This window comes from Streptococcus sanguinis (assembly GCF_001078705.1).
Classification (GTDB): Bacteria; Bacillota; Bacilli; order Lactobacillales; family Streptococcaceae; genus Streptococcus; species Streptococcus sanguinis_D.
Map to the genome: position 1 here is coordinate 2070810 of NZ_CDMW01000001.1, position 22011 is coordinate 2092820.

Below are 22011 nucleotides of genomic sequence, written 5' to 3' on the forward strand. Positions count from 1 at the left end.
CCTATTTCTTCCTATCTGTTGCCATGCTCTCAATCAAACGTAAAAACATGGTTTCTAAATCAGTATAAGCTTTCCAGCCCAAACTCTCAAGCTTGTCCGTATTGAGACGAATCTTAACTGTCGGATTATAGCCTAGCTTTTCCACATCCTCTGCCAAATCAAAGACCAACTTCGATTCATTGCTACCGCTTAGTTCAATAACCATCTCCGCCATCTCACGAATAGAAATAGCCGTCTCTTTATTGGCGACATTATAAGCTTGACCTGCTTGGCCTTTCAGCAGAATGTAAAAAATGGCTTCAATGGCATCTTTGGTATAGCAGTAGTTCCGAACAGTTTCCCCTTTAGTCCGGAGAACAATATCTCTCTTTTCAAGGACAGCACGCGCAAACTGCGCAAAAACTCTGTTGTCCTCATAGCTCACACCTGGACCAAAGGTTTGTGACAAACGAGCCATTCTAACTGGTACCTGATACTGATGACAATAGCCTACACACAAGGACTCTGCCATGCGCTTGCTTTCCGAATAACTGCTACGAACACTGGTTGGATCCAAATAACCGTAATCTTTCTCGTTAATGCTGGAAGCATCTGGATTTGTCGTCCCATAGACTTCCAGAGAAGAGAGATAGACCATACTGCGAACCTGCTTATTTTTAGCCAGCTCTAGCATTTTTTTCGTTCCATTTATGGCTAGATCAATTGTCTCCACAGGATGCTCAACGAAAAAAGAGGAGTCCGTTGCACTGGCTCCATGGATAATATAATCCAAATCTTCCTCTATTTTCCAATCTGACAGCAAGTCAGCATACACTAGCTTCAGATTCTCACTATGTAAAAAATCCTGAAATAGATCTTCCGCTTTTTTCTGATTTCGTGCCAAGGCCACTACTCTGACATTAGCTTGGTACAAATCGTTTAAAGCCATCAAAGCGGAAATGCAGTGTCTGCCTATAAGTCCGGTTGCTCCAGTTACCAAGACTGTAACATTGCTCAGTTCTCTGAGAATAGGACTGACAGCAGCTAGGTCTTCCATATCCTTTTGTAAAATCGTATTATTTCCCATATCAACCAAAAATTTGTGCATTTTCACGCGCTTCGTAAATCGCTCTAAAAATATAAAAATCAGATGGAGTCGTAATTTTAATATTTTCGCTGCCCCCCATGACTGTATGCAGAGGGAGTCCAAAATAACGAGCCAGTGTCGCAGAATCCGTCATATCAAACTGATTCTCTGCCTGAGCTTTTAAATGCAAGGAGTGAATCTTTGAAAGCGCGAAGGTTTGAGGGGCGACAGCTGTCTGGCAAGTGGAACGCTCGATAACCTGATTAATAACATCCGCCTCATCGACTTGAATAACTGTTTCGATAACCGGCTTAACCGTAATAGCTGCCCCATACTTTTTTGCTGCCTCAATATTTTTAGAAATGATTCCCCCGTCAATCAAAGGGCGAACACCATCATGAATCAAAACATAGTCGTCATCGTTCTTGTACTTTTCCCGTAAGACAGCGAGACCATTAAAAATAGACATTTGGCCAGTCTCTCCACCAGGAACTACTTGACTGACTTTTTTAATATTGAACCTAGCTAATAAATCTCTGCAGTAGTCCAGCCAGCCGTCTACACAGACAACCACAATGTCCGATACTGCTGGATGGTCTTCAAAGTGCTCAATCGTATGAATAATAATAGGCTTACCGTGCAACTCTAAAAACTGCTTGGGTAAGGTCTTGGTATTCATGCGGCTGCCTGTGCCGCCTGCGAATATCAGAGCTGATGTCGTCATACCGATACTTTCCTTCCTCTCGTTGTAAATCGTACTCTACTCAGTAAATCAGCTGCCATATAAATCACAAAAGCATAGATAATCCGATTAATATGGGTTGTCAGCAATGACAGCAATGTTTCCTGAAAGAATGAAATGACCAAAGGATACGCAAATAAAGCGAAAACAATAACCTTTAGCGGGGTGAAATAGCGTTTTTTGATAGAATAGTAGAAACTTCCGTAAAAGAAGCCATATAAAAGCTGAAAGATAAGGACTGAGAAATAGCCAAAATCCTTGATAAAGTAGTAATAAATTGTGTAAACATTGGTTTTATCGTCGTTAAAATGAACAACAGGCAAGAAAGGTGTCAGCTCATGGCTAGACAGACCGAGGGATTTCAATGTCCCATAGATAGCAATAAGTGTATTTTCTCCAAAGACTTGATTATCGCTATAAAGAGTAGGATTTTTCAGATAATAGTCTAAAGCCTGAATGGGGGAACCCATATATTTAACCAAATTATCCAAAATTCCGAACTCTGCCCGACTATCCACTCGATTGAGAACAAAGGTTCCAACCGCCATAAATAAGACAAGGAATACAAAGCCAATTATCAGCAAAGATCGAAAAAGCTTCACACCATACCTGCTGTCTTTCCACGAATAATACTTCGAGAAAAACAACATATACACAATCGCATAGCCAGCAACCAAGCCCAACAACTCCGTACGTCCAGTGGACAAGAGGGAAATACCTAAAGAAATCAGGCTAATCAGCAGTAATTTGCCTTTGTAAAAAATGCCATCTTTTCCTGAAAAAAGAGACTCGCAGAAAAAGTAGAAGAAAACAATTCCTAAGGAAAAGTTAACCCGCAACAAATTGAGGCTAAGACGACTAAGAGAGAAATCATAATTTGTAGTCATATGCCGAGCCAATTCAATGGTTTTAAACAATCCCCCAGGTACCTGCTTGCTCTGCGCCGCCAAGTAAAGCAAATCGGAATAAATAAACCTGACCGCATAAGCCAAAAACAAGAGAACTAAAATAATGAAAAGAGTACTCACCTTTATTTGACTAGGTTTGGCGTCCAACTTCCTTTCAGCAAACAAATTCGATGACAAGAGGACTCCCATTAAAAAAATGGCATTTCCAACAAAGATAACAGTGACCGTTATCAGAGAAAGTCCCTCTCCCCATTTGGATGAATAAAATGCAGTAAAAATGCTTGCTATCATCCATATTGCCAGATATATAAAAGCCGGGTTAGCATAGTCTCTTCCTACTGTTTTGATTGTCAAAAACAATAGGAAAAGGCCACCCAAAATTAGTAAAAAAACCATTATCTTCCTTCTATCAATTCAACCCAATTATCTCTCAGTCTGACATGACGTTCTGTCTGTTCTTTTTTTTCAGGCGGTGTCATGTAATCACCGTAGCGATTGGTCAGATACTTGTCCGCATCATTAGGTCCATCGAACTCATAGCCTTCAAAGGAATACTTCTTAGCTGGATAGAAACTTTCATAGTCAATTGTCTCTCCCAAATAGCCTTTTACACCATAAGCAATTGTTATTTTTGAAGTCTTCTTATTAGACTGGATGAGCTTTTCCATCAACTTATACATATTAGCTGGTCCCATGATAAAAGAAGGGAAGCCTATCAGTCTTCTGATCCAAAGATTTTGTCTGAGTTCTTTGGATTCTTTAGCCATATAGGTCAGATGCGGAGTAAACTTCGTATAGCAGCGTGAGCTATTGTGTGACAAATCCAAGGCTCTGAATAGAAGACCCTTGAGCTTGCGAAGCATGTTATTCTCTGGGACAAAGTCAATTGGCAGCATATCAAGATAAAGATGTTTCTTTTTACTGAAACCTTCTCCCAAAACATCATAGTAGGTCAGTGACTTGCTCTGCAGCTTTAGAACCTTAAAGACACTGTCTGTCGCATCCGCAGGAGAGATCAGCTCGAAGTCCTCGCTGTCCGCAAAGATTTCCTGAAGACGATTGTAGTCCTCTCGGAACATCACCAAGTCGATATCATCGTCCCAAGGGATGTAGCCCCCATGTCGCAAAGAACCAATCAAGGTCCCTGCAACCATATAGGAATGAATATGATGCCGACGACACTCTGCATCAAATTTTTTATACATTTTTAAATAAGCTTTTTGTAAAACCTTTAATTTATCATCCGTAATTTTTTGATACATGGGGCTGAAGCGTTCTCCCAAAGCCAACTCCCATTCAATCTTACTGGTTCCTCTCATTTTTCTTACCTCCCAAACTTTTTCAATAATCTCCTAGTAAGTCCATTCAGTGAATAGGTGTATACCAAATCACTGATGAAATCTTTTATCGTTCTATACTCCCTTATTTGAAACATTAGGACCAAAGCCCAAAATGGATTTCTAGACTGTAATAATTTCAGTCTAAGATTGGTCAAGACCAAAGCCCTAGCAACCTGGCGATGATCCGCCTCAGAAATCTGTCGCTCCTCTGCGATTTTTTTCACAGACTCATAGCGACTGATGACCTTCTGTAAATAGTTTATCCTAGATAACCTTGTTTTATTAAAACTGAGCGACGACGCAGACTGGGTCACATTCGCCTGATGAATGCGATGCTGATCTAGAAGCTGGTCCAAGCAAACAACTTTTCCATACAATGGAACCAGCATACCAAATAAAACATCATGATAATCAAATCCAGGATAATCCGTATACTGCTGCTGCAAAATATCAGCCAGTACCGACTTTCTAAAAGCTGTCTGATAACCTGACGGCCATTTTTTCAGAAGCCAAGCTAGATTTCTTTCTTGCCTTTCTCCTGAAACCTTGGGCTCTTTGATGACCTGACCATTTTGATCGATCAAGTAAGACTGGCCATACACCATAGCAGAGTCTGTTTCTAACAGTACTTTCTGCAAGGCAGCTGTTTTATCAGGCAGCCATTTATCATCCTGATCAGAGAAAAAAACAATATCATGCTCAGCCAAACTCGCTAATTTTATAAAAGTTCGATAATGGCCCAAATTTTCCTGATTTTCAATCAGCTGCCAATCAGTTAGTTGATGCTTGGTGATGTAATCCTTGATTAGTGCCACTGTTTGATCTGTCGAACAGTCATCACAGATAATGACCTGATCAGGCTTCAGCTTTTGAGTGCGGATAGAGTCTAGTTGCTCCAAAACAAAATCCGCCCCATTATAGGTCGCCATCACGACAGAAATCATTTCTCTCTCCTTCCTAAACTTTTCATCCTATATCCCCCCTAACTCCTAGCTTTCTCCCTGTCTAAGCTAGACTGCTCTGTCTGTGAAGAAGATTACTTTCTTCTAAGCAGATACTTATAAATAAACGCTTTTATCCAAATAGGCGTTCCCACAAAAGCACGAATCATCAACATATTTTGATAATATTGCCCTCGGTTCAACATACCATGTGACAGCAAAAAAGTATTGACTACTTTCCAGCTGGCAATCTGCTCTGTCTGGCTTCTTCTCGTATGCATGCCGTTTCCGACACGAGCATAAACCAAAACCCGATTAAGATTGGCGAAACGACAGCCCTGAGCAGCCATTCTCGCCCAAAGATAATAGTCTTCCACTAAAGGCAAGGGCTTGTAATTACCAGCTTTTAAAACAGATGATTTCTTAAAAAATACTGTCATGTGACAGAAAGGATTTCTCCGCTGCAACCTTTTGATAATCTCTTCATGGGAAAGCGGCATTTGTTTCTCTGCCACTATTTGATCTGGTTCCGTGTCAAATTCTATGATATTGCCACCCAAAACATCTAACTGCGGATTCTGCTCAATATAGTCCACTTGTTGCTGAAAACGGTCCGGTGTCGCAATGTCATCTGTATCCATTCTAGCAATCCAGTCATAAGAGCAAGCCTCAACTCCCCGATGCAAAGCTTCTCCCAATCCGACATTTTCCTTTAAGGGTAGAACTTTCATCTCTGGAAATGTTTCCTTGAAATCTTGAATCGTCTGATAAAGCTCTTCTGTCAGCGGTCCATCCTCTACAAGGACAAGCTCATCTGGCTTGCGGCTCTGCTCTATAAGAACGCTATTTAGACTCTTTCTTAAGAAATCCGGATTCTCCTTCTGATAGACAGACATCAATACCGAAAATTTCACTAACAATCCCCCCAATCATCCTAAACTAGTTTCCCTTCTCCGTCTTCTCAATAGACCTCCTAAAATTTGCTACCTGATAAGACTGAGAATAGCTAGACATCTCTTTTTCATAAGTTAAATCTGAAAACAACTTATTCATAGTCGAAACATGGCGAGACAATCCTTTTAAAATCCAGTTAAATGCAGGCAGCAAGACTACTCTCTGACCATGAGTCCGTTTTATTTCTTTGACTAGCTGAGAGGTATTGACATAGTCCTGATTTTGAGGATAGAAGATACCGCTGTCTTGATTCTGAACAATCAGTCTGATAAACTCACAAAGGTTATCAATATAAATCATACTACGTTCATTCTGGATCAAAGGGAAGACTGGTAGTTTCTGAGCCAACTTTGACAATCGCTTATAATTTCCCTTAGCTTGATGACCATAAACCATAGGTGGCCGTAAAACTGCCAATTTGAAATCTTCGCTCTCCAATTCCGTCAGAAGTTGCTCAGCAGCTAGTTTGCTTTTGCCATAAAAAGAATCAGGACGCTCTTGTGTATCCTTTGTGATAACCCGATCTCCCAAAACTTCGCCATAGACGCTCATACTACTCATAAAGATAAACTGTTTGACACCTTCGCCTTTAGCCTTTTGAGCCAATTCATAAGGTAGCTGAGTATTGACTTGATTATATACCGACTCCATCTCTTTTGATGGGTTGGAGATATGGACAATCGCCGCCAAATGCAAAATTACATCAAAAGACGAAAAATCTTTCTCCTTCCAGGCTTCTCCGCGGACGTCCAACTCATCAACCTGGACATCCTCCCGTGAAGAAACATACCTCTTAAAGCTCCGGCCGATATAGCTACCCTCTCCCGTAATTAATATTCTTTTCATCAGCCTTTAATCTTTCTTTTCCATATTTCCCGTGCCGCCTTCGACAACACCTTCGCTCTTAGCAACACTCTTAATGGTGCCAAAGAAACAGCGGACATCCAATCCAAAAGACAAATGCTGGACATAGTAGCCGTCCAATTCAGCTTTCTTGGCAATCGGCAACTCATCTCGCCCGTGAATCTGAGCCCATCCCGTCAGACCTGGCAAAACATCATTTGCTCCATATCGGTCTCGCTCTTCAATCAAATCATACTGATTCCAAAGAGCCGGTCTTGGACCTATGATACTCATGTCACCAACAAAAATATTCCAAATCTGAGGCAACTCATCCAGAGATGTCTTCCTAAGAAATTTCCCAACCTTTGTAATCCATTGCTCAGGATTTTCAAGTAAATGAGTTGGGGTATCCTTAGGTGTATCCATTCGCATCGTTCTGAATTTCAAAATATAGAAGTGTTTCTTATGCAGACCAATCCGCTTCTGTTTGAACAAAACTGGTCCTTTTGAATCCAATTTAATAGCAAGTACTAGAAGCAGAAAAAACGGTGATAAGACAATCATTCCTAAGAATGACAAGACTATATCTAATGTTCGTTTAAAAAATTTATACATGATTATCCTAAAAACTTATTGCTGTGCAAACTTTACCAGGCTATCCTTGAGGTCATTTGCACCAAGAGTCAGAAGAGAGTCCACATAGGAATCCACCTCTATCTTAGGCAGCGACTGAACATTCCCTACAAAAATCTTTTCATAGACTTGATCATTGACCTTTTCCTTGGCAGACAAGAGCTCTTCATAAAGCTTTTCGCCCGGTCGAATGCCTGCTTCCTGAATCTGAATCTCCTCTTCAGTATGGCCACTGAGCGTGATCATCTTTTTAGCTAGGTCCAAAATTTTCACAGGCTCGCCCATATCCAAGACAAAAACCTCTCCCCCTTGCATCAAGGCTCCAGCCTGAATCACCAAGCGGCTGGCTTCTGGTATGGTCATGAAATAGCGTGTCATTCGAAAGTCCGTCACGGTGATAGGACCTCCCTTAGCAATCTGCTCCTTGAATAAAGGAACCACACTACCTCGGCTGCCCAAAACATTCCCAAAGCGGACAGCTGAGAAAAGAGTCTTTCCTTCTTCATTTAAACTGGTCACGACCATTTCTGCCACTCGCTTAGTTGCCCCCATAACATTGGGCGGGTTGACCGCCTTATCTGTAGAGATCATGACAAATTTCGCGACACCAGCTGCCTTTGCTGCTTCTGCTACATTTCGTGTACCATAGATATTATTTTTGACCGCTTCTGTCGGATTGTACTCCATCAAGGGAACATGCTTGTGAGCCGCTGCATGATACACTCGATCAGGACGATAGGTTTTCATAATATGAAAAATCCTCTCTCTATCTTGAATGTCTGCAATGATTGGAATCAACTCAATATCATCTTTATAACGGCTTGACAGCTCCTTGTGAATCAAATAAATTGAATTTTCTCCATGACCTAGAAGTAGAAGCCTAGCTGGGCAGAATTGAGCAATCTGACGGCAAAGTTCCGAGCCGATAGACCCACCGGCCCCCGTAACAAGCACAGTCTTGCATTTAAGATTGGACTTCAAACTTTGCTGATCCAGCTTCACTTCTTTACGCCCCAACAAATCTGCAATGTCAATTTCCTGAAGTTTGCTGACAGATAGTTTCCCCGTAATCACCTGTTCATATTTAGGCATGGCATTGACCTTGACCTCCGTCTGTTGGCAGTACTCTACGATTCGCTCGTAATCATCCGGAGCCAACGAAGGAATGGCAATGACAATTTGTTCAACTTCATAATTCCCTACAATTTCAGGTATCTGCTCGGTTGTTCCTACAACTTTTACTCCATGAAGATACGTATTTTGCTTATTCTTATCATCATCTACAATCGCGACTATCTTCAAATCTTTTGATTTTTGCTGGGCTGTCTTGATAAAAAGACTAGCACCATCCCCTGAACCAACAACAAGGGTCTTTGTCCCATCTACTTTCTTACCCAGTAAGGCTGAAGGGTGCTGCACGAATTCATGAATCTCCCGCCAAGTCAGCCTTGAAGCAATAACCAACAAAAACGATAGCAGCATAGAAAGGACAATATATCTACTATTTGTAGATTCATAAAAAATTTTCTCTACAATGTATACAATCGAGTAAGCTCCCAAAATTGAGCCCCCAACTCGAAACATTGTTTTGTAATCTGTATACCTTGTAATGGTAGAAAAGACATTCGACAGTGTTGCAAATGTCAAATATAGTACAATAATCCCCATTAAAATAGAGACAAAAGATAAATCCGTTATCCCGACATATTTTGCTAAGAAGAATTTTGAAATCCCCTGACTTATACTGAGCAAAATAATATCAACAATAATTAAGATGACTCTTTTTCTCGCTCTTGTCATGTTCCTAATCTCCCAATTATCCTAAAACTCTTTATTCCCTATTTCCCATAATTGCCATAGCTGCCATATCCCCCATAAGTTCCGTAGGCACCATAGCGCTCCAAATCAATGTTATATTTATTGAGGACAACACCCAAAAAAGGAGTTCCCGTTTGTTCCAACTGCTCTTTAGCTTTCATGACTGCTTTTCGTTTGATATGGCCTGCTTGTGTCACCAAGAAGCTAGCATCGCATTTCTGAGCGATGATAGCCGCATCAATGACCAGACCAATCGGTGAAGTATCTACGATGATATAGTCATAGCGGACACGCAGGTCAGTCAAAAGCGCTTCAAACTGCTTGCTTTGCAAAAGCCCAGTCGGATTAGGTGATACTGGACCAGATAAGATCACATCCAGGTTGTCCATATCTGTATCGTTGATGACTTCATGCAGGGCAGCCTGTCCTGACAGATAGTCCGTCAGTCCTGATACTTTTCTCTGACTGCTAAACACACCAGACATGACTGAGTTGCGGATATCCGCATCGATCATCAAGGTCTTATGACCAGCTCTGGCAAAGGCGGCCGCGAGATTCACTGAGGTTGTAGACTTTCCTTCATTTGCCGTCACCGAGCTTATTTCGACCATCTTGATATTGGCACCGCTCAGCTGTACATTAGTACTTAGAGCATTGTAGTATTCCTCGGTTAGTTTGACAAGGTTCCTTTTTTTCCTAACTAATTCTAAGGTTGCCATTTTCTCTCCCTTACATTCTGTTCATATCTGGGATAACGCCCAATAGCGTCAAGCCCATGACTTCTTCAATGTCCTCTGGCTTCTTCACCCGATCATCCAGGATTTCTACAGCGATGATAAAGATCGACATCAGGACGCTGCCCCCTAAAAATCCTAAGATAACATTACGCCGAATATTTGGTGAAGAAGGCTCTGCTGGGACTGTTGCTTCTTCCAAAGTTGTCACATCAGAAACTTTTGTCACCTCGATGATTTTCTCAGCGGCGATATTACGAAAGGCATTGGCAATGCGAGCCGCTTCCTCCGGATTGTCATCTTTAACTGTAATCGAAACGATACGAGTATCCGCCGGAACGGAAACGGTGATGTGACGCGTCAGCTCTCTTGGTGACGTTTGCAGTTTCAACTCACTAATTGCCTGTGATAGAACCGCCTGTGACAGAATGATTTCCTTAAAGTCCTTAACGAGGTATGAACCCGCCTGCAGGTCCTGATTAGTCAAAGCTGCCTGCGTTTCGTTTTGACGGCTGACCACATAGATGCGTGTGGTGCTCTGATACATTTTCTTAGCAATAAAAACGCTGTAGCCAAAAGCCAGCAAAGAAAAGAGCACAGCTCCCAATACGATGGTAAATTTCTTCAGCCATAAGGCTCTCAGCAAGGACAAAATATCGATTTCTACGATTTGCTTTTCTTGTTTTTCCATTTTTCCCCTAAATCAATTCATTTTTCAATAATAATGCTTGGTTGCCGCCAAAGAGGGCTTCTGCTCGGCGGGAACCGTATTTTTTAGCGACGATGTCAAAGGCCTCCTTCATAAAGGGCGGTCTCTGGCTTAGATTGTGCATGTCGCTGGCAACAAAGTGGACCAAGTCCCTCTCCAAAAAGAACTGAGCCCGTTTTTTCATAAATTTATGTGAGTCTCCAAGTAGCTTAGGCTTCAGAACACTGGAGCTGTTAATCTGAGTATAGCAGCCCATATTAATGAGTTCCTGCACCTTCTTTTCATCATTTTCCAGGCAGTGATAGCGCTCAATATGAGCCACGACCGGTGTTAGACCTAAGCGCAGAATCTGAGCCAAGCCTTTATGGATGTCTTTATAAGGCGTCGCCATGCTAAACTCAATCAGCACATAGCGTGTGCCAGCTAGACTGGGGACAATCCCCTTTTCCAACTTATCCGCCACATCACTGGTGTAGTAAATCTCTGCCCCATAGAGAACCGTCAAGTCAGGCGCTACAAGCTCTGCCAGTTCTTTTACCATTTTAAAGTTAGCGCTAATGGTCTCCTCAGGCGTTTCAAACATGCCCTTTCTGCGATGAGAGGTAGAAATGATGGTCCGAACTCCCTGTCGATAACTTTCTTCCAGCAGTTTTTTGGAATCCTCAAAGGTCTTAGGACCATCGTCCACATCAAAGATAATATGAGAATGGATATCAATCATGGTGTTTTTCCTTCCATTACCTGCTGAATCGCTGCCTTAGCATTATCAAGGCTTTCTGGCTGGATTTCCATCATGTAGAGATTGGAATCTGGCATAGCGTAGGATGGTAGATCCATACGACCGTTTCCGCTGATGGCTTGTGACTGAACTTGATAGCTTCCCCCTGACTCCAGCTGGGTATTGACCAGATTCATAAGAACAGGCAGCTCCATATTGGTCTGGATAGAATCTTGCAAGCCGGAAATAATCTCGTTGTAGTTCTTCAAAGCACTGGTTGAAGTCAGCTTTTTAATGACTGCTTCGATAACTTTTTCTTGATTTTTTCCGCGGTCATTGTCGCCCCCCTGAAGGGAGTAACGCTCGCGAACAAAGCCTAATGCCTGATCTGAGTTCATATGGACTTTCCCTACTGGGAAATGATGATTGCCGTGTCGGCTTGTAAATTCTTGGTCATTTTCAACATCAATCCCTCCTAACAGGTCTACCAGCTTGAGGAAGGAAGTGAAGTTCAGACGAACATAGTAGTCAATGCGAATGCCGTAAAGATTTTCCAGCGTGTGGACAGAAGCATCTACTCCATAAATCCCTGCATGGGTCAGCTTGTCCATCTGCCCAGCCCCTCCATCTGCAATCGCCACATAAGAATCACGAGGAGTTGTAGTCAAGAGGACTTGCTTGGTCTTGCGATTGACCGTCATGATGATATTGACATCTGAGCGTGAGACAGATGAAATCGAGCCATAGGTGTCAATACCGCTGACATAGATATTAAAGACATCCGCATCAGCAGCATCCCTGCGCTTGCCGGTCTCTACTTGACGAGTAATTTTATAAGTATATATTTTCTTTATCTTTGAAGCATAGTCAGCATCGTGAGAAGCCAGCATATCTCCAAACGAGTTGTTGAGGGCAATGGCCTCGGTCTCTTGATTGATGAGGGCCTTGTAAGCTGCGATATAAGACGAGCTGTTTTCCACTGTGAGTTCTGTCTTTTTAGTCTTCTTGATGTGGTCCAGAAGAGCCGTTACATTGTCCTTGTCCCCATTTTCAGTCGGAGCCGTCAGCTTCTGCAGCTGAGTCACATCTGATTTATCGCTGTCCGCCCGGACATAAACGGCCATTTCAATTTCAGAGTAATTTGAAGTGGAGTTCACACCTCTAGATAAGTCCATCAATTCCTTGACCCCGTACATGGCTCCTGAAGATACCAGCAAGGTCACAAACAAAAGCACCGTGGTCAGAACTTTGAACTTATTTTTCCATATAAAGAAGGCTGCCAGTAAAATAACAGCCGCCAAAAGAGCAGACAAAATAAGGTTCAGGTGATGAAACGCCAGAACATTATTTTTAAATATAGAAAAAACCAGCAAACCTGAAACCAAGCTTACCAATGTCAGTAAAGCTGCATTAAAGAGCCTAAGCTTCTTCCCCTTTTTAGAAGCAGGCACATTTCTCCTATGATGATTCATAATTCTCCCTTTTTCTCCCCTGAGATATAAATACATTTTATTATATCATAAATGCATCATGATACACTAAAATATTTAAAAATATTTTAGTTTTTTCCAAAATTTGTTGACAAAAAAGGACAGTCTGTATTAATTTTCAGCAAATTCCTTCTCCCTTCTCAAAAAACCGATATTTTATACTGTTTTTGACAACAGAAAAAAAGAGGTAAAACCTCTTTTATATCAGCATTTTGCTCTTTTTTCAAAGCATCTTATCTCTATCAACCTGCTCATAGGCCTGCAAGCCATCATTGAGCTTCTCCCAGATGATAACCTTGCCTGCCTCAAGGGATTTCTGCACATCGATGATCCGCTGATTGGAAGAACCGCGGAACTGCAACATGAGATTCTTCTTGGTAAGGTCAAAACGGCCATCTACTAGGATGTCAATCAGACTCAGTAGCTCCAGCTTATCCTCCGTTTCCAGCATCATCTCCTCCCAGGTGTAGCCCGTCCAAGACCAGATATCCTTGTCTGGAAACTCTCTCCGAATCCGCTTGACCAAGGGCAGGAGAATGCCTGTATTGAGAAAAGGCTCGCCACCTAGGAGGGTCAGCCCCTGCACATAGGGTTCCGCCAAGTCTTTCATAATCTGCTCCTCCAACTCTTGGGTATAAGGAATGCCAGCATTGAAAGACCAAGTTGCTGCATTATAGCAGCCCTCACAGTGAAACATACAGCCACTGACATAGAGGGAGTTGCGGACACCTTCGCCATCTACAAAGTTAAAAGCCTTATAGTCAATGATTCGCCCCTTGCTCAGCTCCTCACTTTTCCATTCTTGAGGTTTGGGATTGTTCATGACACCTCCCCATCTAGCTCTATCCAGTAGCGCTGACTTCTGTCGATTGTATTTTCGTAAACACCGCCAGCGGAGAGAATCGTGCGTCGGCTGGCTTCGTTGTCTTCATCGCAGGTAATCAGCACTCGTTCTAATCCTTGCTTTCTAGCCTTTGCCAGCCCTAGCTTTAGCTGCAACTTGGCCAAGCCCTTTCTGCGTTGACTGGGCCGGATAGAATAGCCAATATGCCCACCCTCCACAAATAATTTGTCATTCAAAGACAAGCGCAGAGCTAAAAAGCCCAGAGGCAAGCCGGTCTCATCAAAGGATAAAAATTGAATGGCAGGAACCCAGCCTGCTGGCAAATTAGCAGCATCCTCCTGCTGCTCTACAATCTTTAACCAATCCTCATAATCCTTTGCTCGCTTCCAAGCGGAGCCCATGCCACCATGCATATAGGATTTTGCTGCATCGAACTCCGCAATCATCTCTAAAATTGCGTCTTTATCTTCCAAAGTTGGTCTTCTTAGCTCCATGTTCCCTCCTTAATTGACATCAATCCAGTAGCGCTGACTTCTGTCTATTGTATTTTCATAAACACCGCCAGCAGAGAGAATGGTGCAGCGGCTGGCTTCGTTGTCTTCATCGCAGGTAATCAGCACTCGTTCTAATCCTTGCTTTCTAGCCTTTGCCAGCCCTAGCTTTAGCTGCAACTTGGCCAAGCCCTTTCTGCGTTGACTGGGCCGGATAGAATAGCCAATATGCCCACCCTCCACAAATAATTTGTCATTCAAAGACAAGCGCAGAGCTAAAAAGCCCAGAGGCAAGCCGGTCTCATCAAAGGATAAAAATTGAATGGCAGGAACCCAGCCTGCTGGCAAATTAGCAGCATCCTCCTGCTGCTCTACAATCTTTAACCAATCCTCATAATCCTTTGCTCGCTTCCAAGCGGAGCCCATGCCACCATGCATATAGGATTTTGCTGCATCGAACTCCGCAATCATCTCTAAAATCGCGTCTTTATCTTCCAAAGTTGGTCGTCGTAACTTCATAGGCTTTCCTCAATCTATATCAATCCAATAACGCTCTTTCCCGCCTCGAATATCCTCTAAAGCTCCGCCATTAGCCAGAATCACTGCTCGACTGGCTTCATTGTCACCATCGCAAGTCACTAGGACTCGTTTAATATTTTTACTTTTGGCTACTTGCAAACCTTGTCGCAACTGCTCTTTTGCCAATCCTTTCCCACGCGCAGAGGGACGGATGCTGTAACCGATATGCCCGCCTTCTTGGAGCAAATGGTCATTGAGCCGCAAGCGCAGATTGAGAAAGCCCACAGCCTGACCATCCGCTGCAAAAGAGATTAGTTGGATGTAAGGCACAAACCCTTCTGGCAAGCTTAGACCTGCCTCAGCTAGCTGAATCGTCTCCAACCAGTCCTCGTAGACAAAATCCGCTCCTCCAAAGAAGCCGTCCTGTCGGCTACCAGCTGCTTCAAAGTCAGCCAGCATCTCTAAAATCTTTTCCTTGTCTTCTAGCTTCGGTCGTCTCAGTTCCATACTTCCTCCTGATACGAAGAGAGTGAGACCGCCTTGCGCCCCACTCTGACTTCTATTGTTTCTTGTTCTTTTCTAAAAATTGCTGACGCAGTTTGGCTAATCGCTCTTTCTTACCGCTGCCACCCTGCGAATGTTTTTCATGGAAACGCTGCACCTGAGCCTTTCCTTTGTCATCCAATTGATACTTTCCCATCTTAATTTCCTTCGTACTTAATAGTCGAGCCGTTCATGTGCTTAACCCGAGCTGATATTTCCTTGTGACGGCCATTGACCATTGGGCGGGCTTGCGGATTTCCTAAGTAGCCGCAGGTCCGCTTGACCACATCAACCGTCTTGGGATCGCTGTTGCCGCAGTTTGGACAGGTGAAGCCCCGCTCGGTCGGCGTGAAATCTCCCTCAAAGTTACACTTGTAACAGCGGTCAATCGGCGTATTTGTACCTAAGTAACCAACTCGGTCATAGGCATAGTCCCAGACAGCTTCCAGTGCCTTTGGATTTTGCTGAAGAACAGGATATTCACAGTAGTGGATAAAGCCACCTGAGGCTCCCACTTCAGGATAAATCTTCTCAAAATCCAGCTTTTCAAAAGGCGTTGGATTCTTGCGCACATCGTAGTGGAAGGAGTTAGTATAGTATTCCTTGTCAGTAATATCCGGAACAACGCCAAACTTCTCTGTGTCCAAACGGCAGAAACGGTCGGTCAGACTTTCAGATGGTGTCGAGTAAACAGAGAAATGATAGTCATACTGATCTGACCACTCTTGCACCCGGCGCTTCATATCTTTGACAATGGCAATCGTAAAGTCCTTGGCTTCTGGATTAGTCTCCCAATTACCACCGTAAAAAACTGCTGCCACTTCATACAGACCGATATAGCCTAGGGAAACCGTTGCACGACGGTGAGTAAAGAGCTGGTCTACCTGATCATACTTGCCCAAACGTTGGCCAAAAGCCCCATACTGATAAAGAATCGGCGCATTGGCTGGACTGGCTTCCTTGGTCCGCTCCACTCGGTAGACCAAAGCGTCCTCAGCTATATTCATCCGCTCATTAAAGAGTTCCCAGAATTTATCCAAATCCCCCTCGGACTCAAGCGCAATCCGCGGCAGATTGACAGTAACGACACCTAGATTCATACGGCCGGAGTTGACTTCCTGCCCATTTTCATCCTTCCAGCCTTGCAGGAAAGAACGGCAGCCCATCGGTACCTTGAACGATCCAGTCAAGTCGATAATCTTGTCATAGGAAAGCACATCTGGATACATGCGCTTAGTAGCACACTCCAGAGCCAGTTCTTTGATGTCGTAGTTAGGCGTTCCCGGCTCAAGATTGAGCCCACGCTTAAGTGTGAAAATCAGCTTAGGGAAAATCGCTGTGCGGTGCTCGCTTCCCAGTCCCTTGATGCGGATATTGAGAATGGCCTTCTGAATTTCCCGCTCAAAACGATTGGTCCCCAAACCAAAGCCCAGCGAAGTAAAAGGAGTTTGACCGTTAGAGGTAAAGAGAGTATTAATCTCATACTCCAGCGACTGCATGGCATCGTAGATGTCCTTCTTGGTCTTCGCCCATGCGTATTCTTCCTGCTTATCCGGCAAAACCCATTGCTCCGCATCCTTGAGATGCTTTTGGTAATTAAGCTTAGCATAGGGCGCCAAGACTTCGTCAATTCGGTCGGCTGAGCAACCTCCATACTGACTAGAAGCTACATTGGCAATGATTTGCGAGATTTGAGCTGTCGCGGTCTGGATAGACTTGGGACTCTCTACTTCTGCATTGCCAATCTTGAAGCCATTTCTCAGCATGCCGTCAAAGTCAATCAGACAGCAGTTAGTCATCGGTGTATAAGGGCTGTAGTCCAAATCATGGTAGTGGATGTCCCCCTTCTGGTGGGCGTTGGCCACATGAGGCGGCAGCATCTTAAGCCCAATGGATTTGCCGACAATCCCCGCGGTCAAATCCCGCTGGGTATTGAAAACATCACTATCCTTATTGGCATTCTCATTGACCACCGTCCGGTCTTTGTTGAGGAGCTTGTCGATGGTAAAGTTGATATCAGTCGCTTTTGAGCGCTCAAAATCCCGTTGGGTGCGGTAAGTGATGTAGTTCTCCGCAATGGCATATTCCTTGGCATTCAACAGCTCATGCTCAACGATATTCTGGATTTCATAGATTTTGACATACTTGGCGAAGCGACTGCTGATTTCTGCCACAATGCGGTCTGTAATAGCTTCTAACTTAGCTTCCAGCATCGGATTCAGAGGTCCAACTTCCTGGGCCGCCCTCACCATAGCCTTATAGATCTTTGACACATCAAAAGCCACTCTGCGGCCATCCCGCTTCTCCACATAAATCGCTGGAGCAGTTTCAAACTTCTCTTCCCTTAAAATCATCATGAACACTTCCTTTTCCTGCCCTTAGGACAAATCAAGTCTCTTCAGACCACCCACCTGCCAAGAAATTTCCAAGAAATCTCCGACAGCAGTTCATCCAAAGAACAGTATTTTTTAAATAAGTCGATACAAGTCTCATTATAGCACGTTAAAATTAAAAATCAATATGTTGTGGCGAAAAAGTTATTTTTTCATTTTAAACACAACATATTGATTTTTTACTATTTAAGTTGATAAAGCTTGAAACGGTCGAGTTTGAGGTCAGCTTCCTTGTAATTTTGGGAAATTAGCTGCTTCACATCTGACAGTAATTTGACATCATTGTTAACCAAGATATACTTGGGCTGGCTGTTTTCAAGTCCCTTCTGAAGACCTAGACGATTTTCAGCCGTTCCCACATACAAAGTTGGAGACAAGAGAGAAACAGCTGATAGGCGGCCGCTCTTTTGATACAGACTAGCCGAGGTGTCCCAGGCATAGATGGTATCCCCATCCTTGGTCTTTTCCTTAATATACTGAGCCGCCTCGCTTCTTTCAGCAGATACACCGCTGGAAAGGATATACTCATTCACCAAAGGATAGCCAATCAGATAAAAGATGGCTAAGAGCGGCAGAAAGAACTGGCCTGAGAGATAGGAAGTCCACATGGTAGGACGACGGCGATCCCGGCGGTGACGCCCCGGTGCCTGCTGCTTGCCTTTATTGAACCACAAAGCAAAAAGAATCATGGCAAAAGGCAGAGCCGGAAGCAGTTGATAACTGCCTTGATCTGGCAGGATAAAAGCCGCAAAGACAGTAATGAAGAGCCCTAGCAGACCGATAAAGCGCAAGACGCGCAGGCTGGTTGCTTGCCCCTTTTCCCTTGAAAAGAGATTGGCACCCAAAGCAGAAATGAAACCTAGACCAACCGTCAGCAAGCCATAATAAACCAAATTAGAAATACTATGACTGCCAATCAAGCTGATGGAATCCCAAGCATAGGTCACCTGACTGATAGCCTGGCCAAAGGTTTGATTGGCAACAGTAAAGTAGCCGATAGGATAAAAAATCACTGAGAAGCCAAAGAGGCCTGCCAAGAGCTGATAAAAACCTTGAGCTGCTCGCTTGGTCGCGATATTGTAGACCAAAAGCACCAGAGCAGTCAAAGAATAGAAGACTAGGCTGGAAACCGGATCAATCATAAAAGCAAGAGCGCCAAATGCTCCATAGACAATGAACTTTTCGTCCTTGATTGAATCCTGCAGATAGCGCACCAAGAAAGATAGATCCCAAAAAATAAAGGGCAGAACAAAAATATTAGAGTAAAGACCGCCAAATCCAAGGGCAAAGACTAGCAGGTAAAAGAGCAGCAGGAGGCTGCGCGATAAATCCTGTTTAGGCTGTAAGAGCACCAAGGTCTTGTGCAGGAAAAGTCCAGCCAGCCACAGAGCCAGCGTCTGAAAGACCATCCACAAAAGCTGGCCAAAAGCCAGACTGCTGGTCCAAGCCATCAGATAGTAAAGCAGGCCACTAGTTCCATATATTTGCGAATAAGGCACCTGCCCCTGAGTCATGGCCCAACCGGCATAGAGATTCTGACTTTGTAAATTCGTTGCTAGATTGGTCAAAAAAGGATTGACCACACTCAGCAAGCCGATAGCCAAACTGCACCAGAGCGTCAAAAAATAGGGCGTTGGCTCTGGCTTGGTAATTTTTTGCTCAGACCTTTCAGCCCTAGTTAGCTGCTCCTCTGAAACCTCTAAAACTTTTTCTTCCGTTGTATCATGCATATAAAATATTCTCCTTGATATCAGTCCCATCTAGTATATCAAATTCCTGTCCTCCTGTCAGCTTTCTCTTGACCCTTCTTCTGAGCATTATAGCTTCTAGCCAGCTCCTCCAATTCCCGAAAACAGCGATATTCTCTCGTTTCATAAGCAAACGGCTGACTGGAAATTTTCTCCATTGTCATCTTAAAAAATTCCTTTATTTTTTACATTCGTAAAAACAGAGCAAAAATCCGGCCCCATATAAAAGCAAAAATAACAAGAACACATCTCAGCACGATTCGCAAAATCACAAACAAAAAATCTGAAACTTCCGCCTCGGACTTTCTGTATATTTCTGCAGAACTTGCCCACCTCTGGCATTAGAGCATAGGTGCAAAGAGCTGCATGATTTCTTTGATAAGGCGACGATACCAGTTGCTATCAAGATTTTCAGGAAGAATTTCCTCAGAAGCCTCAAAAATGGCTTCAAAATCTTCCTTGATAGCTGGGATACTCTCCGTATGGTACATCAGAACTGCATTTTCATAATGGTGCACCAGACTGCGGTAGTCAAAGTTAATCGTCCCTACCACGGCAAATTCATCATCGGCCACCACGTTCTTACTGTGGATAAACCCTGGCGTGTACTCAAAGATCTTAACCCCTGCTTCCATCAGATCCGGATAGGCTCCGCGGGTAACAATCTGAATCAGCTTCTTGTCCGGAATGAAAGGAGTCACGATGCGGACATCCACTCCCCGCATAGCAGCGTTCTTGATATCCTCCGTCAGGTCATAGTCAATAATCAGATAAGGCGTGGTAATGTAGACATAGTCCGTAGCCTGACTGATGATATTTTGATAGACCGTTTTACCAACCTGACCCTTATAAATAGGCTTAGGCCCGCTGCCATAGGGAATGTAAAGCCCTTTGCCTTCGACAGCTTTATTTTCCAGATGGTACTTGTCAAAGTCTGTGATTTCCCCACGGTTGATATACCAGTTCATGAGAAAAAGTCGCGTCAGAGCCTTGACCGCCCGACCTTCCAAGCGCACACCGCCATCTTTCCAGTGGCCAAAACGAACGATATGATTAATATACTCGTCAGCCAGATTGATGCCGCCAGTATAGCCAACCTGACCGTCAATAACCAAAATCTTGCGGTGGTCACGATTGTTGTAGGATACCGTCATTCGCGGAATCACCTTGTTAAACTTATAAGCCTCGATTCCCAACTTGCGCAGCTTACGCGTATAATCACCCGGCAAAGTAGCCATGCAGCCGATATCATCGTAGAGCAGTTTGACTTCAACGCCCTGCGCAGCTTTTTCGACCAAGATTTCCAGAACACTGTCCCACATCAGCCCTTCATTGATGATATAAAATTCTAGAAAAATGAATTTCTCAGCAGCTCGCAGGTCAGCCAGCATGGCCTCAAATATCTCCTCTCCGATGGGAAAATAGCGAGAAGCGGTGCCGTCATAGACATCCGCATTATTGTCCATACTCAGCAGCGACTTGATAATGCCGTAGGCTGACTTGTTTTCCTGTTTCAGCTGGACGCGAAGATCATAGCTGTTGTCCTCTCGAAATTTCATGGAGTCCATATTTTCCAGCTGAATCATTTCTTTTTTAGACAGCCGTCGCTCACCAAACATCAGATAGAGCAGGAAGCCAAATACGGGTACCACAGCAATCAGGAGCCAAGTCACCTTGCTCTCAGGCGGCATATTGCGGTTGACAATGGCTAAAATGGTCCCAATATACAGAAAGACAATCATCGCTACTGACAGCCAGTTAGGTGCAATCTCATTAAAATAGAAAAACGCAACAAAGACAAAGACCAGCTCCAGCAGCATAATAATGATGCTGAAACCGTATTTTGACATTAATAAGCGGAATTTCCTGAAAGACATACACTCTCCTATCTCATTGCATATATTCTAGTATAGCAGTAAAGTCGCCTTAAAACAACGTTTATATTGATGCAAACCGTTTTTCTGACCGATGAAAAAACTATGACAGCTTTTGAAAACTGCTCTGCCTCAGACCTTCACTCCCTGTCCGCAGCTGATAAAAGGAAAAGCCCTATTCAAGACAGGGCTCTTTCATCATTGTTTTGTAAAGACAAGTGTGTCATCATCATAAGGCTCTTGAGAAAGATCCTCAATTGTCAGCTGATTGCCCTCAATGCGATAGCGCTTGACGTCATCCCCAATAATCATAGTCTGGTTGGTAGCATCAATCTGAACTTGTTCAATTTCCTGCTCACCATCCGCCTCAACCTTGGTCAGCTGGCCAGTGGTGCCTGAAATCTGCAAGGTCAGCTGATCGCCTTCATGACTTGTCTGGTAGCTGCCATCCAGCTCGCCATTGGCTGCTGGCTCGGAAGAGGATGCTGAAGCAGATGAGCTATTATTGGCCGCACTAGACGTGCTAGCTACTGACGAAGACTCTGCTGGCTTACCGGAAGCGACTGACTGAGACTGAGAGGAAGGTGCCGTCTGGTTCTGATTAGAACCGCAGGCTGCCAAGGCCAAAACAGCCGCAGCAGTTAGACCTGAAATCATTAACTTTTTAGAAATTGCCATAGTATTCTCCTTTTTCTTCTGTCTT

The 22011-nt window shown here is 43.7% G+C and carries 23 protein-coding genes; all 23 read right to left on the minus strand.

What is annotated here, in order from left to right; translation table 11 throughout:
- Position 1: 1 nt before the first annotated feature.
- The 23 genes from SSV_RS10465 to SSV_RS10575 all read right to left on the minus strand — a co-directional run bounded on the left by SSV_RS10465 (position 2) and on the right by SSV_RS10575 (position 21986).
- Complete coding sequence (locus SSV_RS10465; RefSeq protein WP_176693605.1) at positions 2-1087, minus strand: NAD-dependent epimerase/dehydratase family protein; 1086 nt, start codon at positions 1085-1087, stop codon at positions 2-4.
- A complete protein-coding gene (gene ispD, locus SSV_RS10470) occupies positions 1068-1790 on the minus strand; it encodes a 2-C-methyl-D-erythritol 4-phosphate cytidylyltransferase (protein ID WP_072074728.1) in 723 nt (240 codons plus the stop codon). Before ispD ends, SSV_RS10465 begins: the two co-directional genes overlap by 20 nt.
- Complete coding sequence (locus SSV_RS10475) at positions 1787-3112, minus strand: O-antigen polymerase (protein WP_072074729.1); 1326 nt, start codon at positions 3110-3112, stop codon at positions 1787-1789. The genes ispD and SSV_RS10475 overlap by 4 nt, the downstream gene beginning before the upstream one ends.
- Positions 3112-4035 carry a LicD family protein gene (locus tag SSV_RS10480; protein WP_002914162.1) on the minus strand — a complete coding sequence of 308 codons (924 nt, stop codon included), beginning with the start codon at positions 4033-4035 and terminating at the stop codon, positions 3112-3114. Before SSV_RS10480 ends, SSV_RS10475 begins: the two co-directional genes overlap by 1 nt.
- Before the next feature lie 5 nt (positions 4036-4040).
- Positions 4041-5000, minus strand: a complete 960-nt coding sequence (locus SSV_RS10485) for a glycosyltransferase family 2 protein (RefSeq protein ID WP_072074730.1) — start codon at positions 4998-5000, stop codon at positions 4041-4043.
- A 92-nt stretch (positions 5001-5092) separates the two neighbouring features.
- A complete protein-coding gene (locus tag SSV_RS10490; RefSeq protein ID WP_176693606.1) occupies positions 5093-5926 on the minus strand; it encodes a glycosyltransferase in 834 nt (277 codons plus the stop codon).
- A gap of 10 nt (positions 5927-5936) precedes the next feature.
- The gene (locus SSV_RS10495) at positions 5937-6797 is read right to left on the minus strand and encodes an NAD-dependent epimerase/dehydratase family protein (RefSeq protein WP_072074732.1); all 861 of its coding nucleotides are present in this window, start codon (positions 6795-6797) and stop codon (positions 5937-5939) included.
- A 6-nt stretch (positions 6798-6803) separates the two neighbouring features.
- Positions 6804-7409: a sugar transferase gene (locus tag SSV_RS10500; RefSeq protein ID WP_072074733.1), complete on the minus strand. Its 606-nt coding sequence runs from the start codon at positions 7407-7409 to the stop codon at positions 6804-6806.
- A 15-nt stretch (positions 7410-7424) separates the two neighbouring features.
- Positions 7425-9227 (minus strand): polysaccharide biosynthesis protein, encoded by a 1803-nt coding sequence (locus tag SSV_RS10505; protein ID WP_072074734.1) that lies wholly within the window; start codon positions 9225-9227, stop codon positions 7425-7427.
- Between the two features lie 38 nt (positions 9228-9265).
- The gene (locus SSV_RS10510) at positions 9266-9964 is read right to left on the minus strand and encodes a polysaccharide biosynthesis tyrosine autokinase (RefSeq protein WP_009660129.1); all 699 of its coding nucleotides are present in this window, start codon (positions 9962-9964) and stop codon (positions 9266-9268) included.
- Positions 9965-9974: 10 nt separating this feature from the next.
- Entirely contained in the window at positions 9975-10670 is a 696-nt protein-coding gene (locus tag SSV_RS10515; RefSeq protein WP_002894051.1) for a Wzz/FepE/Etk N-terminal domain-containing protein, read from the minus strand.
- Between the two features lie 7 nt (positions 10671-10677).
- A complete protein-coding gene (cps4B, locus tag SSV_RS10520) occupies positions 10678-11409 on the minus strand; it encodes a capsular polysaccharide biosynthesis protein Cps4B (protein ID WP_072074735.1) in 732 nt (243 codons plus the stop codon).
- Positions 11406-12878, minus strand: a complete 1473-nt coding sequence (cpsA, locus tag SSV_RS10525; protein ID WP_441005780.1) for an LCP family glycopolymer transferase CpsA — start codon at positions 12876-12878, stop codon at positions 11406-11408. Before cpsA ends, cps4B begins: the two co-directional genes overlap by 4 nt.
- Positions 12879-13119: 241 nt before the next feature.
- A complete protein-coding gene (nrdG, locus tag SSV_RS10530) occupies positions 13120-13719 on the minus strand; it encodes an anaerobic ribonucleoside-triphosphate reductase activating protein (RefSeq protein ID WP_072074737.1) in 600 nt (199 codons plus the stop codon).
- Positions 13716-14234 (minus strand): GNAT family N-acetyltransferase, encoded by a 519-nt coding sequence (locus SSV_RS10535; protein WP_072074738.1) that lies wholly within the window; start codon positions 14232-14234, stop codon positions 13716-13718. The genes nrdG and SSV_RS10535 overlap by 4 nt, the downstream gene beginning before the upstream one ends.
- A 9-nt stretch (positions 14235-14243) precedes the next feature.
- Positions 14244-14750, minus strand: a complete 507-nt coding sequence (locus tag SSV_RS10540) for a GNAT family N-acetyltransferase (RefSeq protein WP_072074739.1) — start codon at positions 14748-14750, stop codon at positions 14244-14246.
- Positions 14751-14759: 9 nt separating this feature from the next.
- Positions 14760-15257, minus strand: coding sequence for a GNAT family N-acetyltransferase (locus SSV_RS10545; protein ID WP_072074740.1), 498 nt, complete (start codon positions 15255-15257; stop codon positions 14760-14762).
- A 52-nt stretch (positions 15258-15309) separates the two neighbouring features.
- Positions 15310-15450 carry a hypothetical protein gene (locus SSV_RS10550; protein WP_002894059.1) on the minus strand — a complete coding sequence of 47 codons (141 nt, stop codon included), beginning with the start codon at positions 15448-15450 and terminating at the stop codon, positions 15310-15312.
- Between the two features lies 1 nt (position 15451).
- Complete coding sequence (nrdD, locus tag SSV_RS10555) at positions 15452-17647, minus strand: anaerobic ribonucleoside-triphosphate reductase (protein WP_072074947.1); 2196 nt, start codon at positions 17645-17647, stop codon at positions 15452-15454.
- Positions 17648-17868: 221 nt separating this feature from the next.
- Positions 17869-19416, minus strand: coding sequence for a heme transporter CcmD (locus SSV_RS10560; protein ID WP_072074741.1), 1548 nt, complete (start codon positions 19414-19416; stop codon positions 17869-17871).
- Positions 19417-19454: 38 nt separating this feature from the next.
- A complete protein-coding gene (locus SSV_RS10565; protein WP_002916703.1) occupies positions 19455-19598 on the minus strand; it encodes a hypothetical protein in 144 nt (47 codons plus the stop codon).
- A 177-nt stretch (positions 19599-19775) separates the two neighbouring features.
- The gene (cls, locus tag SSV_RS10570) at positions 19776-21311 is read right to left on the minus strand and encodes a cardiolipin synthase (protein ID WP_072074742.1); all 1536 of its coding nucleotides are present in this window, start codon (positions 21309-21311) and stop codon (positions 19776-19778) included.
- 195 nt (positions 21312-21506) lie between these two features.
- Positions 21507-21986 carry an SP_0198 family lipoprotein gene (locus SSV_RS10575; protein ID WP_072074743.1) on the minus strand — a complete coding sequence of 160 codons (480 nt, stop codon included), beginning with the start codon at positions 21984-21986 and terminating at the stop codon, positions 21507-21509.
- Between the last annotated feature and the right edge of the window lie 25 nt (positions 21987-22011).

Bases quoted from the DNA above. Each gene is read 5' to 3' on its own strand.
- SSV_RS10485 (WP_072074730.1), bottom strand. From the start codon at position 5,000: ATGATTTCTGTCGTGATGGCGACCTATAATGGGGCGGATTTTGTTTTG.
- SSV_RS10545 (WP_072074740.1), bottom strand. From the start codon at position 15,257: ATGGAACTGAGACGACCGAAGCTAGAAGACAAGGAAAAGATTTTAGAG.
- cpsA (WP_441005780.1), bottom strand. From the start codon at position 12,878: ATGAATCATCATAGGAGAAATGTGCCTGCTTCTAAAAAGGGGAAGAAG.
- SSV_RS10515 (WP_002894051.1), bottom strand. From the start codon at position 10,670: ATGGAAAAACAAGAAAAGCAAATCGTAGAAATCGATATTTTGTCCTTG.
- SSV_RS10540 (WP_072074739.1), bottom strand. From the start codon at position 14,750: ATGAAGTTACGACGACCAACTTTGGAAGATAAAGACGCGATTTTAGAG.
- SSV_RS10550 (WP_002894059.1), bottom strand. From the start codon at position 15,450: ATGGGAAAGTATCAATTGGATGACAAAGGAAAGGCTCAGGTGCAGCGT.
- cls (WP_072074742.1), bottom strand. From the start codon at position 21,311: ATGTCTTTCAGGAAATTCCGCTTATTAATGTCAAAATACGGTTTCAGC.
- nrdG (WP_072074737.1), bottom strand. From the start codon at position 13,719: ATGAACAATCCCAAACCTCAAGAATGGAAAAGTGAGGAGCTGAGCAAG.
- ispD (WP_072074728.1), bottom strand. From the start codon at position 1,790: ATGACGACATCAGCTCTGATATTCGCAGGCGGCACAGGCAGCCGCATG.
- cps4B (WP_072074735.1), bottom strand. From the start codon at position 11,409: ATGATTGATATCCATTCTCATATTATCTTTGATGTGGACGATGGTCCT.
- SSV_RS10560 (WP_072074741.1), bottom strand. From the start codon at position 19,416: ATGCATGATACAACGGAAGAAAAAGTTTTAGAGGTTTCAGAGGAGCAG.
- SSV_RS10480 (WP_002914162.1), bottom strand. From the start codon at position 4,035: ATGAGAGGAACCAGTAAGATTGAATGGGAGTTGGCTTTGGGAGAACGC.
- SSV_RS10535 (WP_072074738.1), bottom strand. From the start codon at position 14,234: ATGGAGCTAAGAAGACCAACTTTGGAAGATAAAGACGCAATTTTAGAG.
- SSV_RS10575 (WP_072074743.1), bottom strand. From the start codon at position 21,986: ATGGCAATTTCTAAAAAGTTAATGATTTCAGGTCTAACTGCTGCGGCT.
- SSV_RS10510 (WP_009660129.1), bottom strand. From the start codon at position 9,964: ATGGCAACCTTAGAATTAGTTAGGAAAAAAAGGAACCTTGTCAAACTA.
- SSV_RS10475 (WP_072074729.1), bottom strand. From the start codon at position 3,112: ATGGTTTTTTTACTAATTTTGGGTGGCCTTTTCCTATTGTTTTTGACA.
- SSV_RS10495 (WP_072074732.1), bottom strand. From the start codon at position 6,797: ATGAAAAGAATATTAATTACGGGAGAGGGTAGCTATATCGGCCGGAGC.
- nrdD (WP_072074947.1), bottom strand. From the start codon at position 17,647: ATGATTTTAAGGGAAGAGAAGTTTGAAACTGCTCCAGCGATTTATGTG.
- SSV_RS10565 (WP_002916703.1), bottom strand. From the start codon at position 19,598: ATGACAATGGAGAAAATTTCCAGTCAGCCGTTTGCTTATGAAACGAGA.
- SSV_RS10505 (WP_072074734.1), bottom strand. From the start codon at position 9,227: ATGACAAGAGCGAGAAAAAGAGTCATCTTAATTATTGTTGATATTATT.
- SSV_RS10500 (WP_072074733.1), bottom strand. From the start codon at position 7,409: ATGTATAAATTTTTTAAACGAACATTAGATATAGTCTTGTCATTCTTA.
- SSV_RS10465 (WP_176693605.1), bottom strand. From the start codon at position 1,087: ATGCACAAATTTTTGGTTGATATGGGAAATAATACGATTTTACAAAAG.